This window comes from Chryseobacterium lactis, from assembly GCF_003815875.1.
Taxonomy (GTDB): domain Bacteria; phylum Bacteroidota; class Bacteroidia; order Flavobacteriales; family Weeksellaceae; genus Chryseobacterium; species Chryseobacterium lactis.
Window position 1 is genome coordinate 5,374,986 of the sequence record NZ_CP033924.1, and the last position, 13,003, is coordinate 5,387,988.

A 13,003-nucleotide genomic window follows, 5' to 3' on the forward strand; every position below is an offset into this window, starting at 1 on the left:
AGCAAAGCTATAGGTATAGTGAATTATATGGGGTGCATTAGGGAGTGAGAGGCTCATTTTCGGGAGTGAATGGATTTTTAATTTTACTCCATTAATGGTAAAAAACATATGAAATATTCACCATCAACAGAAATATTAAGAGAATTAATCCTAAAATATTCATAAATTTGATTCAAATAATCAATTCCGAATTTCTCTCCCTGTACGGCTTCCGTTTTAGGTTGCCATGTATTTTTTACCGTAATCCCATGCTCCTCAACGGTAATAATAATCTCCAAAGGTTGATCTATTGTGGCAATATTATGCTTTATAGCATTTTCCGTGACTACCTGAAGTGATAGGTAAGGAATTCTCTTTTCCAGACTTTTTTCATCCTTAATGATGAGATTAAATGTCATTTCTTCATCAAATCTGCTTTTCAAAAGATCCATATACTGCTTTATAAACTTAATTTCCTGAGAAACGGGAACAATATTCTCTTTAGGAGGCACGATGAGATACCGATAAATCTTGGAAAGATTCATGGTAAACTTCTGAGCATTCTCTTTATTAATTCCGATCAGCATATAAAGAGAGTTCAGAGAGTTAAAAAGAAAGTGAGGATTGATGTTGTTTTTAAGCTGCTGTAACTGATTGATCACTTCTGCTTTATGCATCTTTTCATTCTCAATCAGAAGCATATTCTTTTCCGACTGTACTTTTTCTTTCTCTTTGTAAGCAATAGCAGTTGCTCTCTGAAATAAAATAAAAACGGTTACAATAAGAAACAGGGCTGCCAGGAAAATGTAAATGGTATAGGTCTTTATCTTGTTGATATTTTCATCAATAATGAAATTAACATGGTTTACCACTGTATATCCATCAAAATTATCGGTCTTTAAAGGTTTTATAAAGCGGGTTACCTCAACTCCCAGATATTCTGAGATGGCTGTACTTTTAGTATATCCGGATTCAGCAGTCCTACATAACGTATCCTTTGGCTGTATATCTGTAAAATCATAAATATTCTTCCCAATATATTTTTTTTCAGGATGGGTGATACAAATTCCTTCTTTTGTAAAAACGTAAGCGTAGGTATTTGAACTTTTATCTACATTGATAAAGTATTGATGCAGATCGTCAAGACTTACGGTAGACCCATAATACAATCGGTTTTTATCGGGAAGTACGAGAGAATCGTAACTCACCCAATACATACTGTCTTTTCTGGTAACTAAAAGATCTTTGAAATGTCCGGGACCATTATTTTTGATAACAATTGACTGTTCCGGATTTTTCTTATTTTCAAAAATATCCGATAATGGATTATTACTTTCAGTCTTTCCGGAACTACTGTTTTCGTATTGGTACCAGCTGTAAGGTAACAGATTTCGTTTTTTATTTAAGTCATTTAAAACAGAAGAATATTCCTTATAATTCTTAAGGCCGTCTTTTTGGATCAGTGCCCGAAGCAAATACTGATATTCTTCAATATTCCGAAATTCATGCTCTACCGATTCATATTTGCGAAAGAAAGTTTTCTTGGCAAAATCATCGGTATTTTTACGACTGTCTTCGGCAATTAACAGACTTAAAACGGCAAATGCTGCCACAGCAATGAAGCAGGCAGACAAAGCGGTTATGTAAACAGATTTTTGGGATAAGGCGTGTTTAAAATTAATATTCAATTCTTCTACATTCTTATTTTCCTTAAAGAAAAATTCAGCAACACTTACAAAAGAGCTTCTTTTAATATTCTTTCTTCTACAGATAAATTATTCGTTTGCAAAGATATAACAAAGATTCCAGGACCATAAAGTGAATTAAAATAACAATGATTTTTTTTGATTTTGAAGGAATAATAAAGGAAGCAGTAAGTCTTAAAATTAGTTAATATACATGCTTTAACAGCATAATCAGCTTTTTATATTTTGAAAATTAATTATCTTCGCCTACAAATCGTATTTGAAATGAAGAAGATCATCTCCGGGATATCTATTTTTTGTGCTGTCATTATTTCTGCTCAGGAAGCAATTCAGTTTCAGGAACTACCATACAAAGACATTATTGCAAAAGCCAAAAAGGAAAAAAAGTTGGTTTTTATTGATGCTTATGCTTCATGGTGTGGCCCCTGCAAAATGATGGAAAAAAATGTGTTCACTCAAAAATCCGTCGGAGAGTATTTCAATACCAACTTTATCAATGCAAGATTTGATATGGAAAAGGGAGAAGGGAGAGAAATCGCTTCCAAATTTGGAGTTCGCTCCTACCCTACCTATCTTTTCCTGAATGGTGAAGGCGAGCTTGTGTCAAGAAACACCGGTTATATGGAGGAAAGTCTTTTTGTGGCAATGGCCCAGGACATCAACGCTCCGGGTAATAAAAAAGGATCCCTGAAGGAACGATTTGCCAATGGAGAAAAGAATCCTGAATTCCTGATCAATGTAATGAAGTTGAATTCAGAAACGGATTATAACTTTGCGAAAAAAGCTTCTGAAAGATATTTTGAAAATAAAAAGAAAACAGAGGAACTTTCAAAAGAGGAAGTTGGTTTCCTGTTGTACTTCTTAAAATCAACTGAAGATGGCAATTATTCTACCTTTACTTCCAGGAAAGCCGAAATTATTAAATTCCTCCCGGAAGAAACTTACAACGAATTTGATGCTCAGATTAAATTATCAAAAATAGTAGAACAGTCTATTGATGATAAAAACAAAAGAATCAACGAAGACTCCTTTATGAAGGCCGCTGAACCTTTGGTAGGAAAACAAGCCGCTATGACGAAGCTCAACCAGACAAAACTTGCCTTCTACGAGCAAAATGCTAATTTTCCGGAATACGAAAAAGCTGCATTAGACTACTATAAAAATTCGGATAGTTTTGAGCCTAATGAACTTTTAAGAGCTGCATGGGTATTCGCTGATCATGTAAAGACAGTCTCCTCTTTAAAGAAAGCTACAGAATGGGCAGAAAAATCTGTCATGAGAGGAGAAACCTCCGAAAATACCTATATTCTTGCAAAGCTTTATTACCTGACTGGCAATAAAGAAATGGCTAAGAGCTATGCAGAAATGTCGAAAAATATGGCTGTACAAGCCAACAGCGATTCTAAACTGGCAGAAGAATTATTAAAGCAAATAAAATAATACATTGATGAATTTTAAATTAGTAACAGCAGTTTTAGCCTTCTTATCAGTTGGAACTATCAATGCTCAGGAAAATGGACAGGGACAGGATAAAAGCTTATATATAAAAGGTAATGCTCTGTTTATTCCGATCGGGATTTTAAATGCAGGAGTAGAAAAACAAATCAGTCCCAAATATACGATCCAGGGAGATGTTTTTATTTCCCCATGGAAATCTTTTGCAGGACACGAAATGCAATTTTATTCTGCATCCATTGAAGGAAGGTATTATTTCAAAGAGGCTTTCAAGCACTGGTACGTTGGGGCTAATATTGCATTTGCTGCTTACAATGCACAAAAATGGAATTATTGGAATAATAACAATCTTACTGTGACGGACAATGGAGATATTCTCTTAAGTTCCAATCTATATCAAAAGGGATATTCAGTAATGCTTGGTGCTACAGGAGGATACCAATTTCAACTGTCCGATCGTTTGAATCTTGATGTGTATGCCACAATTGGAACATCACAAGGCTTTTATAAAGGTTATGACCGTACAACAGGACTTCGTTATGATGGAGCAGACAAACTTAATAAAAGCGGGGAAATCATCCCTTACAGAGGCGGTATCATGATCTCTTACAAATTAAAATAATATAATGAAACCATTCGGAAAAAATCATATTATCATTTCAGTGATCACTTTTGTGATCCTTTTTTTAATGAATTATATCGGGAATGATCTGCCTGATAAACTACAAAGGGCATTGCTAACAGCTTTTGCAGGAGTTGTCGGTTTAACGCTGGGTCTTTTTATATTGAACAGGGGCAAGAATGATAAAAACCCGCCCCAGAATTTTGATTAACTAATCTTTGTACATTACATACCTGGTTCTGATTTTTTCAAAACCTTCCAGATCTTTTTTCCATGAAGCTTTAATCTCCGGAATTGATTTTCCTGCAATAATTTGCTTTCTGAATTCATCAGTTCCGGAAAGAGTATCAAACCATAAGTTTTTCAAAAAGAAATCCAATTGAGGATTTTTATAATTTTTATAGGCTTTGATCACCCATTCCAGATTCAATTCCCTTAAATCTTTCGGATAATCGGAAAGATTTTCACCGTAGCACAATTTGCCATTCAGGAAAGGATCTTTTGCTCCATAGCTAGGCTTTGGAGTAAACTGGTAAGGTAATTTTTCCGTCCAGGGAGAACCGTAAATCTGAAAAGGCAACTCTGTACCTCTTCCTACAGAAACCTGAGTCCCTTCAAAAAAACATAAGCTCGGATATAAGTTAATTGCTTTATCATTAGGTAAATTTGGAGAAGGTTTATCTAAAATCTGATAGCGTTGTTTTTTATGATAATTCTTCATAGGAACCACCGTATATTTTGCCTGAACGCCATTTTTAAGCCACTTTTCACCATTTACCATTTTTCCGTATTCACCAATTGTCAGCCCATAAACCACAGGAACTTCATGCATTCCCACAAAACTTGCCCATTTCTTTTTTAAAACCGGTCCGTCGGTATATCCATCATGTGGATTCGGGCGATCCAGCACCATTACCTCAACATTATTTTCAGCACCAGCTTCCATAAGGTAGGTTAAAGTAGAAATATAAGTATAGAATCGCACTCCAACATCCTGAATATCAAAAACAACGATATCAATATCTTTTAACTGTTCCGGTTTTGGTTTTTTATTATTTCCATATAAAGAAACAATGGGGATTCCGGTTTTAACATCTACTCCATTTTTCACTTTTGCGCCTGCATCTGCATCTCCTCTGAAACCATGCTCCGGAGCAAAAATAGCTTTGATCTTTATATTATTTTTTACTAAAAAGTCTACCAAATGGGTTCTGTCATTCATCAATCCTGTTTGATTGGTTACAATTCCGATTGTTTTATTTTTTAACAACGGCAGATACACTTCAGGTTGATCCGCGCCGGTTTTGAAATCCGGTTGAACTTGAGTTTGAGAATAATATTGATTGAATACTCCTAAAAAAATTAGGCAAATCAGAAGTAAATTTTTAATTTTGAAATCTAAATTCATAAGCTTGAAGTTTCCTTTATATTTCTCTAGAAAAATAGCGTTTTCCAAAGATAACAAAAATAACCTTTCAAGGGTTATCATCTTCATTGGCAGGCTTTCTGTAGCGTTGGGAATTATTGTATCCTTAATTACAGTAGCAACCGGTTTCGGCTCCAAAAAAGCTATTAAAGAAAGACTGGCAGATTTCAGCGGACATGTTACGGTGAGATCTACCCGTTCCAATTCCTCTTACAACACATCCATACTTGACAATCAGGGACTCAATATTTCTAAAATAAAAGAACTTCCGGATGTAGAAAGCGTGCAAAAATACGTTACCGTCACCGGAATCATGCGTAATGAGCACAATTTTGCCGGCATTATCTTCAAGGGAATAGGGAAAGATTTTGACAGTTTGAGATTTAAGAAATTTCTTATTGCCGGGACCACACCAAAAGTGACTGAAATAGGCTTTAATAATGATGTGACGATTTCGCAAAAAATAGCCAATGACCTTCACCTTAAATTAAATGACAGCATTGTCACCGTTTTCTTAAAAGCTGATCAGAAACCTCTTTATCGTAAGTTCAGAATTGTCGGAATCTATAAGACGGATATTAAACTGATCGATGAACAATTTGTAATCGGGGGAATTAATCATGCAAGAAAAATTCAGGATATGAAACCTGATGAAATAGGTGGAGTTGATATTTTCCTGAAAAATGTAAATGATATTGACAAGGATTTTCCTGAAATTGAAAAACTGATCGGTTATAAAAATTATGCAGAAAAAGCTACTGAAAAGTTCCCACAAATTACAGACTGGATCAGTATTTTTGACACCAATATTGCATTGATTATCATCATCATGCTAATTGTAGTCGTTATCAACATCATTATGGTTCTGTTGATTCTTATTATTGAGAGAACAAATTCTATTGGTTTGCTGAAGACTTTAGGAGCTAGTAATGCACAGATAAGAGCTACTTTCATCAATTATACCCTGATCATTATGATTCCGGGACTTTTATATGGAAATGCTATTGGACTTGGACTTATTTTAATTCAAAAATTCTTTGGAATCATAAAGCTTAATCCTGAAAATTATTATGTGAGTACCGTTCCGGTAGACCTTAATCCGGTTGCCATTATTTCTATTTCTGTAGGAATTCTGATTATATCCGGATTCGCTTTGATTATTCCAAGCTATCTGATTAGTAAGATTTCTCCGGTTAAGGCTATCAAGTATAATTAGAATTGATCATTGAAAGGTAATTTTTTTCTATTGGCAGCAGTGTTATTCACAACTTATCAACATGTTATCCACAGTCGGAATAATTTTAAAAGCCTTATCTTTGCACCGCTTATAAAACATTTATGAAATACGCAAAAAATATTCTTGAAACTATAGGAAATACACCGTTGGTAAAACTTAACAAAGTATTAGGTGAAGATTTCCCGGCATTAGTTTTAGCAAAAGTAGAGACCTTCAATCCCGGAAACTCTGTAAAGGACAGAATGGCTCTTAAAATGATAGAAGACGCTGAAAAAGACGGCAGATTAAAACCTGGAGGAACCATTATCGAAGGAACTTCCGGAAATACAGGAATGGGATTGGCACTTGCTGCGATCATCAAAGGCTACAAATGTATTTTTGTAACCAATTCCAAACAATCAAAAGAAAAATGCGATATTCTTCGTGCTGTAGGAGCAGAAGTTATTGTTTGCCCTACCGATGTAAAACCTACGGATCCTCGTTCTTATTATTCAGTATCCAAAAGACTGGCTAAAGAGACCGAAAACGGTTGGTATGTTAATCAATATGACAACTTATCCAACAGAGCCGCTCACTATGAGTCTACAGCTCCTGAAATCTGGGAACAAACAGAAGGGAAACTGACTCACTTCGTTGTAGGAGCAGGAACGGGAGGTACCATTACAGGATGTGGAACTTTCTTCAAGGAAAAAAATAAGGATATTAAGGTTATCGGAGTTGATACTTACGGTTCTATTCTTAAAGAATTCCATGAAACCGGAGAATTGCACTATGACCACGCCTACACTTATATTACAGAAGGAATCGGAGAAGACATCATTCCTGAAAACTATGATATGGCAGTTATTGATCATTTCGAAAAAGTGACAGATAAAGATGGTGCGATCTACGCAAGAAAGCTGGCTAAGGAAGAGGGGATTTTCTGTGGATATTCTGCAGGTAGTGCCATTGCTTCTTTGATTCAGATGAAAGATCAGTTTACTAAAGATGATGTCATCGTTGTATTACTTCATGACCATGGTTCGAGATATGTAGGAAAAATCTACAACGACGAGTGGATGAAAGAAATGGGGTGGCTAGAATAAGCGAAAGAGTAAGAAATAAATTTACTTTTTAATCATTATAAAACAAAAATCAGAGCCGTTGGCTCTGATTTTTGTTTATTGCTTATCAATATTATTTTTTAATATAGTTTTGAGGAGATTATATTCCTTCTCACTCATTGATTTCTTTGGAAACATATAACTGTATTTTCCTTCCAGCGCGATAAACTCATTATTGCTGTCAAAAAAAGAAAAATCTTTCCATTCACTGGTTTCTTTTTCGCCGTCAATATTCACTGTGAAAAAGTTCTGATCCCATCTGATCTCGTAAATCTTGCAGCGGTCGAGCACATTCAGATAATGATTTACCTGCTTCTTCCATCTTGAAACTTTATTAACGCTTACAGACAGAAAAACTGCACACAGCAGGAATATGAAACTCAAAAAGTATAAAATCCCATGGCTTTCTTTACTAAAACTATCTTTCAAAAGAAATACAATCAGTAAAATAAGAGCTGCAGCAATGGTTGTTATTGTTTTACTTCTTGTTGTCGGGGAAAAAAGTAAACTTCCCTGATTTCCATTAAAATAGATATCTTCAAAACTCTTCCTGTCAGGTTTCAATATAATGACCTTCTCCTCATTCATAATTAGTAGTTTGCTTTAAAAAGCTACAAAGCTAAACTAAATATCTTCATATTGCTCACTTATCGCCGAAAGTTTGTTCATCAGCTCTCTATTTCTTTGGTTTAAAGCTTCCAGTTTTTTAAGCATATTATGGATAACTTCCAAGCCAGGAAGGTTGATTTCAAGATCATAATGCCAGTTAGCAAATTTTTCAAGTTCCGGTAAATCTTCATACCCCAAATAGTGAATATTATTCTCTATCTGAATCTGTAATAAACCATAATCTACAAGCTCATCAAAAAAAGTAATTTCAATGTTGTATATTTTTACGAGTTCTTCCCGTGATATTCTTTCACTCATAGCTTAGGAATTTTTTAGTTGTTCAAAAATTTCTTTCTGCTTTTCAGTAAGATTGGTTGGCAGTTTCACTTCATAGGTTACAAAGAGATCACCATGTTCTCCATCTTTTTTATAGACAGGAAAACCTTTCCCTTTTAACCTTACAGTAACTCCATTTTGAGTTTCCGGTTTTACCTTAAGATTTACACTTCCGTTCAAAGTATTCACTTTTACATCTCCTCCCAGAACTGCTGTATAGAGATCAATAATTACTTTCGTTTTCAGATCATCACCAATTCTTTCAAAATCCGGATCCACAGGAATATTGAACGTGATGTACAAATCTCCGTTCGGGCCTCCGTTTACGCCCGGATTCCCATGTCCTTTCAGTTTGATCTGCTGACCGTCATAAACCCCTGCCGGAATTGTGATTCTTACTTTTTTCCCATTTATTTCAAAGGTTTGCGGGTGTGTTTGGGCGGCATCTCTCAAATTCAGATTCAATTCAGCTTTTACATCCTGTCCTTTGAACTTACCGGAAGCTCTTCCTCTGGAACTTTTTCCAAAACCACCGCCTCCACCGAACATATCTTGGAAGAAATCGGAAAAATCTTCCCCTTCTCCAAAATCAGCTCCGGAATAACTACCGCCATAGTTTTGCTGTTGATATTGCCTTTGTTGCTGCTGTTGAGCTTTTTCATACTCCTCACCATGTTTCCAGTTTTCACCATACTTGTCGTACTTTGCCCGGTTTTCAGCATTACTAAGGACTTCATTAGCTTCATTCAGTTCTTTAAACTTTTTTTCAGCTTCTTTATCATCTGGGTTAAGATCAGGATGCAATTTTCTGGCCTGTTTTCGGTAGGCTTTCTTAATATCATCCTGGGTAGCGCTTTTATCTACGCCTAAAATTTTATAGTAATCTATATAAGCCATAGAAACGATATTTACTCAAATTTATGAAATTTAGGTCTGAAAATTGTATAACAGAATGTTAAAAATAAAACTATCTTTGATAAAAAACCGCATGAAAGAGGTATTAAAAAACTACTCCGGAATTCTATTTTTACTGTTGGGAATAACTGTTGGAAGTATTATAGGAATCGTAGCACCCAATTTTGTAGAATATATTAAACCCATAGGAGATATTTTCCTTAATCTTCTTTTTGTAAGTGTAGTGCCTCTGGTATTTTTTGCCGTATCCAATTCTATTGCGTCTCTGGAGCACCAATCTAAATTTGGGAAGATCATTCTCATTATGACTCTTACCTTTTTATTTTTTATTCTTACGGCTGCAATCTTTACGATCTGTGCAGTCTACCTTTTCCCTGTTTCAGGAGTATCGGGAAGTTCTGAGATTATTGCTGAGACGGCTACTGAAGACACCTGGGGAAATAGAATTGTAAGCTTTTTTACGGTTGGAGAATTTACCGAACTTTTTTCACGGAGAAATATGCTGGCTCTTTTGGTATTTGCTTTTATGACAGGATTTGCAGCCAGAAAAACCGGAGAAAAAGGTGAACCGTTCAGGGTTTTTATTGCTTCGGGATATGAAGTTATGAAGGAGTTGCTTTTATTGGTTATGAAACTGGCTCCGATTGGGCTGGGTGCGTATTTCGCTTTTCAGGTAGCCACTTTGGGGCCACAACTTTTCGGATTTTATGCTAAACCATTAGGATTATATTATATTACCGGAATCATTTATTTTCTGGTCTTCTTTTCCATCTATGCGTTTATGGCCAATGGTCAGAATGGGGTTAAAAGTTTCTGGACTAATGCGATCTACCCTACTCTTACGGCTGTAAGTACGTGCAGCAGCTTTGCCACCATGCCTGCTAATCTACAGGCTGCATCTAAAATTGGTATTCCTAATTCGGTGGCGAATCTGGTGATTCCGATTGGCACAACGCTGCATAAAAACGGATCTTCCATGTCTTCTATTATCAAGATCTATGTGGCTTTTCTTATTATTGGAAAAGACTTTTTTGATCCTGCAAACTTACTTTTAGCATTAGGAATTACTGTTTTTGTAAGTATTGTAGCGGGTGGAATTCCCAATGGCGGATATATTGGTGAAATGCTGATGATTTCTGTTTACAAATTACCACAGGAAGCCATTCCGGCAGTAATGATCATTGGAACTTTGGTAGATCCTCTGGCCACTGTTTTAAACTCCGTAGGAGATATTGTCGCTGCTATGTTTGTCAATCGTTTTGTAAAAGTCACCTGATTTAAAATAAATTTTTGATATTTTAAAATAAGGAATATTTATTCACTGCGCTTCACGGGCTCCAGATTTTCATATTCTTCCGGAGAAAAAAGTCTGTAATGTACTTTAAATGTTTTTCCTAAAGGAGTTTCTAATGAAAAACCACCGGGACCAAATCCATCGGTTACATCAAGTGTAAAATGGGAGTATTGCCAGTACTCAAACAAATCGCGGTCTATCCAGAATTCATATCCGTTGATGGTTCCAATCATTGCATCATTCATTCTGGGAAAGAATCCTCCTTTTTCGAAACATTGCGGTTGTGTACCTTCACAACATCCTCCTGCCTGATAGAACATCAGGGGACCGTATTGATTTTCAAGCTGACGGATGACGTTAAGTGCTTTTTCCGTTGCGGCGAGTCTTGATATTTTTGTTTCCATTTTTTATTTTTTGATTGAATAATCTTCTGATACTACTTTTTTATGAAAAAGTCCGGCAAACTTATATTTGCCGAACCTGATCACTCATCACGTTCAATTTGAGCAGTAGATTACATTCAAATATGATTCTTTTATTCATCTACACCATTTACCATTTTAGTAAATTCTGAGAAGATCTTTATCTTTTGCGTGAGGGATAGTAAGGGCGGCGAGGAACGAGCCGGTGCGCAATGCAATGGAGCACCGAAACGAAGTGCAGCCCTGAATAGCCCGACCGTTTGCCCCGGGAAAAGCCAGGGCAATCGGGCACGTCCTAAATTAATATTAAAAGAAGCCTAACTTATTTTTGTTATAGGAAATCAACATATTCTTGGTCTGACGGTAATGGTCGAGCATCATCTTGTGATTTTCTCTTCCTATCCCAGATTGCTTGTACCCACCAAAAGGGGCTCCTGCAGGATAAGAATGGTATTGGTTCACCCAAACTCTTCCCGCTTCAATCTGACGTGGAACATTGTACAGCTGATGGGCATCTCTGGTCCATACTCCCGCACCCAATCCATAGATTGTGTCGTTGGCAATTTTTATAGCTTCTTCTTCGTCTTTAAAGGTTGTAAATGCCAGTACGGGGCCAAAAATCTCTTCCTGGAAAATTCTCATTCTGTTGTTTCCTTTGAAAATGGTAGGCTGAATATAGAATCCGTCTTCCAGCTCTTCTCCAAGATTGTTGATATCACCTCCAACCAGTACTTCCGCTCCTTCTTCTTTTCCTAACTGGATGTAGGAAAGTATTTTATCTTTTTGAATCTGTGAAGCCTGCGCCCCCATCATCACTGTTTTGTCTAACGGATTTCCTACTTTAATCGCTTTTACCCTTTCAATAACTTTATCGATAAAGGCATCAGCAATACCTTCCTGAACCAGTAATCTTGACGGACATGTACAGATCTCTCCCTGATTAAGGGCAAATAAAACAGCTCCTTCAATTGCTTTATCCAAGAACTCATCATCTTCATCCATTACAGAATTGAAGAAAACATTGGGAGATTTCCCTCCCAATTCTAAGGTAACAGGAATGATATTTTCTGTTGCATACTGCATTACCAGGCGGCCTGTTGCTGTAGAACCGGTAAATGCTGCTTTTGATACTTTAGGATTGGTCACTAAGGCTCTTCCCAGTTCTGCTCCGAAACCATTGACGATATTGACAACGCCTGCCGGTAAAAGGTCTCCTATTAATTCCATTAAAACCATAATGGAAACGGGAGTACTTTCTGCGGGCTTTAATACCACACAGTTTCCTGCCGCCAATGCCGGAGCCAGCTTCCATACTGCCATTAATATTGGAAAATTCCATGGAATGATCTGTGCAATGACTCCTAGAGGTTCGTGTACAATCAGGGAAACGGTATCTTTATCCAATTCGTTATGGGATCCTTCTTCAGCCCGGATTACAGAGGCAAAATACCTGAAATGATCAATAGCCAGAGGCATATCTGCCGCTAATGTCTCTCTCACGGCTTTACCGTTATCGATGGTCTCTACGGTAGCAAGGTATTCTAGATTTTGCTCAATCCGGTCTGCTATTTTATTGAGGATAATGCTTCTTTCTGTTGATGAGGTATTTTTCCAGGTCTGAAATGCCTTATCCGCTGCATTGACAGCCAATTCCAAATCTTCTTTGGATGAATGAGCCACCTTGGTAAAATTCTTGCCGTCTACTGGAGAAACTACATCAAAATATTGTCCTTTAACGGGTGGAGTAAATTTCCCGTCAATATAGTTATCGTATTTACTTTTGAACTCAGGACGTTGTAAAAGCGTCGCTGATCTTGGTTCTGTAAGAGTGCTCATATTCGTATTATTTTATTTTTCGCTACTGCCAAATTACATTTCCAGGGCAAAAACCTATAGCAC

At 36.5% G+C, this 13,003-nt stretch carries 13 protein-coding genes; 6 read left to right on the forward strand and 7 right to left on the reverse strand.

All coding sequences use genetic code 11. From position 1 onward, the window contains the following. Positions 1 to 83 precede the first annotated feature (83 nt). Positions 84 to 1,613, reverse strand: a complete 1,530-nt coding sequence (locus tag EG342_RS23970) for a histidine kinase (protein ID WP_246008693.1) — start codon at positions 1,611 to 1,613, stop codon at positions 84 to 86. Between the two features lie 336 nt (positions 1,614 to 1,949). On the opposite strand from EG342_RS23970, the gene EG342_RS23975 reads away from it, so the two are divergent. From EG342_RS23975 to EG342_RS23985, 3 genes are read left to right on the forward strand one after another with little or no spacing between them, the layout of a single operon-like run. Further along, positions 1,950 to 3,125, forward strand: a complete 1,176-nt coding sequence (locus EG342_RS23975) for a thioredoxin family protein (RefSeq protein WP_103293177.1) — start codon at positions 1,950 to 1,952, stop codon at positions 3,123 to 3,125. A 7-nt stretch (positions 3,126 to 3,132) separates the two neighbouring features. After that, positions 3,133 to 3,762, forward strand: a complete 630-nt coding sequence (locus EG342_RS23980) for a DUF3575 domain-containing protein (protein ID WP_103293178.1) — start codon at positions 3,133 to 3,135, stop codon at positions 3,760 to 3,762. A 4-nt stretch (positions 3,763 to 3,766) separates the two neighbouring features. Further along, the gene (locus tag EG342_RS23985; RefSeq protein ID WP_103293179.1) at positions 3,767 to 3,973 is read left to right on the forward strand and encodes a hypothetical protein; all 207 of its coding nucleotides are present in this window, start codon (positions 3,767 to 3,769) and stop codon (positions 3,971 to 3,973) included. Here EG342_RS23985 and EG342_RS23990 read toward each other — a convergent pair whose 3' ends face one another. Beyond that, entirely contained in the window at positions 3,974 to 5,170 is a 1,197-nt protein-coding gene (locus tag EG342_RS23990) for an exo-beta-N-acetylmuramidase NamZ family protein (RefSeq protein WP_103293279.1), read from the reverse strand. It lies immediately after the preceding gene. 4 nt (positions 5,171 to 5,174) lie between these two features. On the opposite strand from EG342_RS23990, the gene EG342_RS23995 reads away from it, so the two are divergent. After that, positions 5,175 to 6,404, forward strand: coding sequence for an ABC transporter permease (locus EG342_RS23995; protein WP_103293180.1), 1,230 nt, complete (start codon positions 5,175 to 5,177; stop codon positions 6,402 to 6,404). A 122-nt stretch (positions 6,405 to 6,526) separates the two neighbouring features. Beyond that, positions 6,527 to 7,510: a PLP-dependent cysteine synthase family protein gene (locus EG342_RS24000; protein WP_103293181.1), complete on the forward strand. Its 984-nt coding sequence runs from the start codon at positions 6,527 to 6,529 to the stop codon at positions 7,508 to 7,510. Between the two features lie 75 nt (positions 7,511 to 7,585). Here the strand turns inward: EG342_RS24000 and EG342_RS24005 are convergent, their stop codons facing one another. The 3 genes from EG342_RS24005 to EG342_RS24015 are packed head-to-tail and all read right to left on the reverse strand — an operon-like array spanning position 7,586 to position 9,370. Further along, complete coding sequence (locus EG342_RS24005; RefSeq protein WP_103293182.1) at positions 7,586 to 8,116, reverse strand: YcxB family protein; 531 nt, start codon at positions 8,114 to 8,116, stop codon at positions 7,586 to 7,588. Positions 8,117 to 8,152: 36 nt separating this feature from the next. Next, complete coding sequence (locus tag EG342_RS24010) at positions 8,153 to 8,455, reverse strand: chaperone modulator CbpM (protein WP_103293183.1); 303 nt, start codon at positions 8,453 to 8,455, stop codon at positions 8,153 to 8,155. Positions 8,456 to 8,458: 3 nt separating this feature from the next. Further along, positions 8,459 to 9,370, reverse strand: a complete 912-nt coding sequence (locus EG342_RS24015) for a DnaJ C-terminal domain-containing protein (RefSeq protein WP_103293184.1) — start codon at positions 9,368 to 9,370, stop codon at positions 8,459 to 8,461. A 91-nt stretch (positions 9,371 to 9,461) separates the two neighbouring features. Here EG342_RS24015 and EG342_RS24020 point away from each other — a divergent pair, with 91 nt between their 5' ends. Continuing rightward, a complete protein-coding gene (locus EG342_RS24020; RefSeq protein ID WP_103293185.1) occupies positions 9,462 to 10,664 on the forward strand; it encodes a dicarboxylate/amino acid:cation symporter in 1,203 nt (400 codons plus the stop codon). Positions 10,665 to 10,702: 38 nt separating this feature from the next. On the opposite strand, the gene EG342_RS24025 is transcribed toward EG342_RS24020, so the two are convergent. Continuing rightward, positions 10,703 to 11,086, reverse strand: a complete 384-nt coding sequence (locus tag EG342_RS24025; RefSeq protein ID WP_103293186.1) for a DUF779 domain-containing protein — start codon at positions 11,084 to 11,086, stop codon at positions 10,703 to 10,705. A gap of 324 nt (positions 11,087 to 11,410) precedes the next feature. Next, positions 11,411 to 12,940: an aldehyde dehydrogenase family protein gene (locus tag EG342_RS24030; RefSeq protein WP_103293187.1), complete on the reverse strand. Its 1,530-nt coding sequence runs from the start codon at positions 12,938 to 12,940 to the stop codon at positions 11,411 to 11,413. Between the last annotated feature and the right edge of the window lie 63 nt (positions 12,941 to 13,003).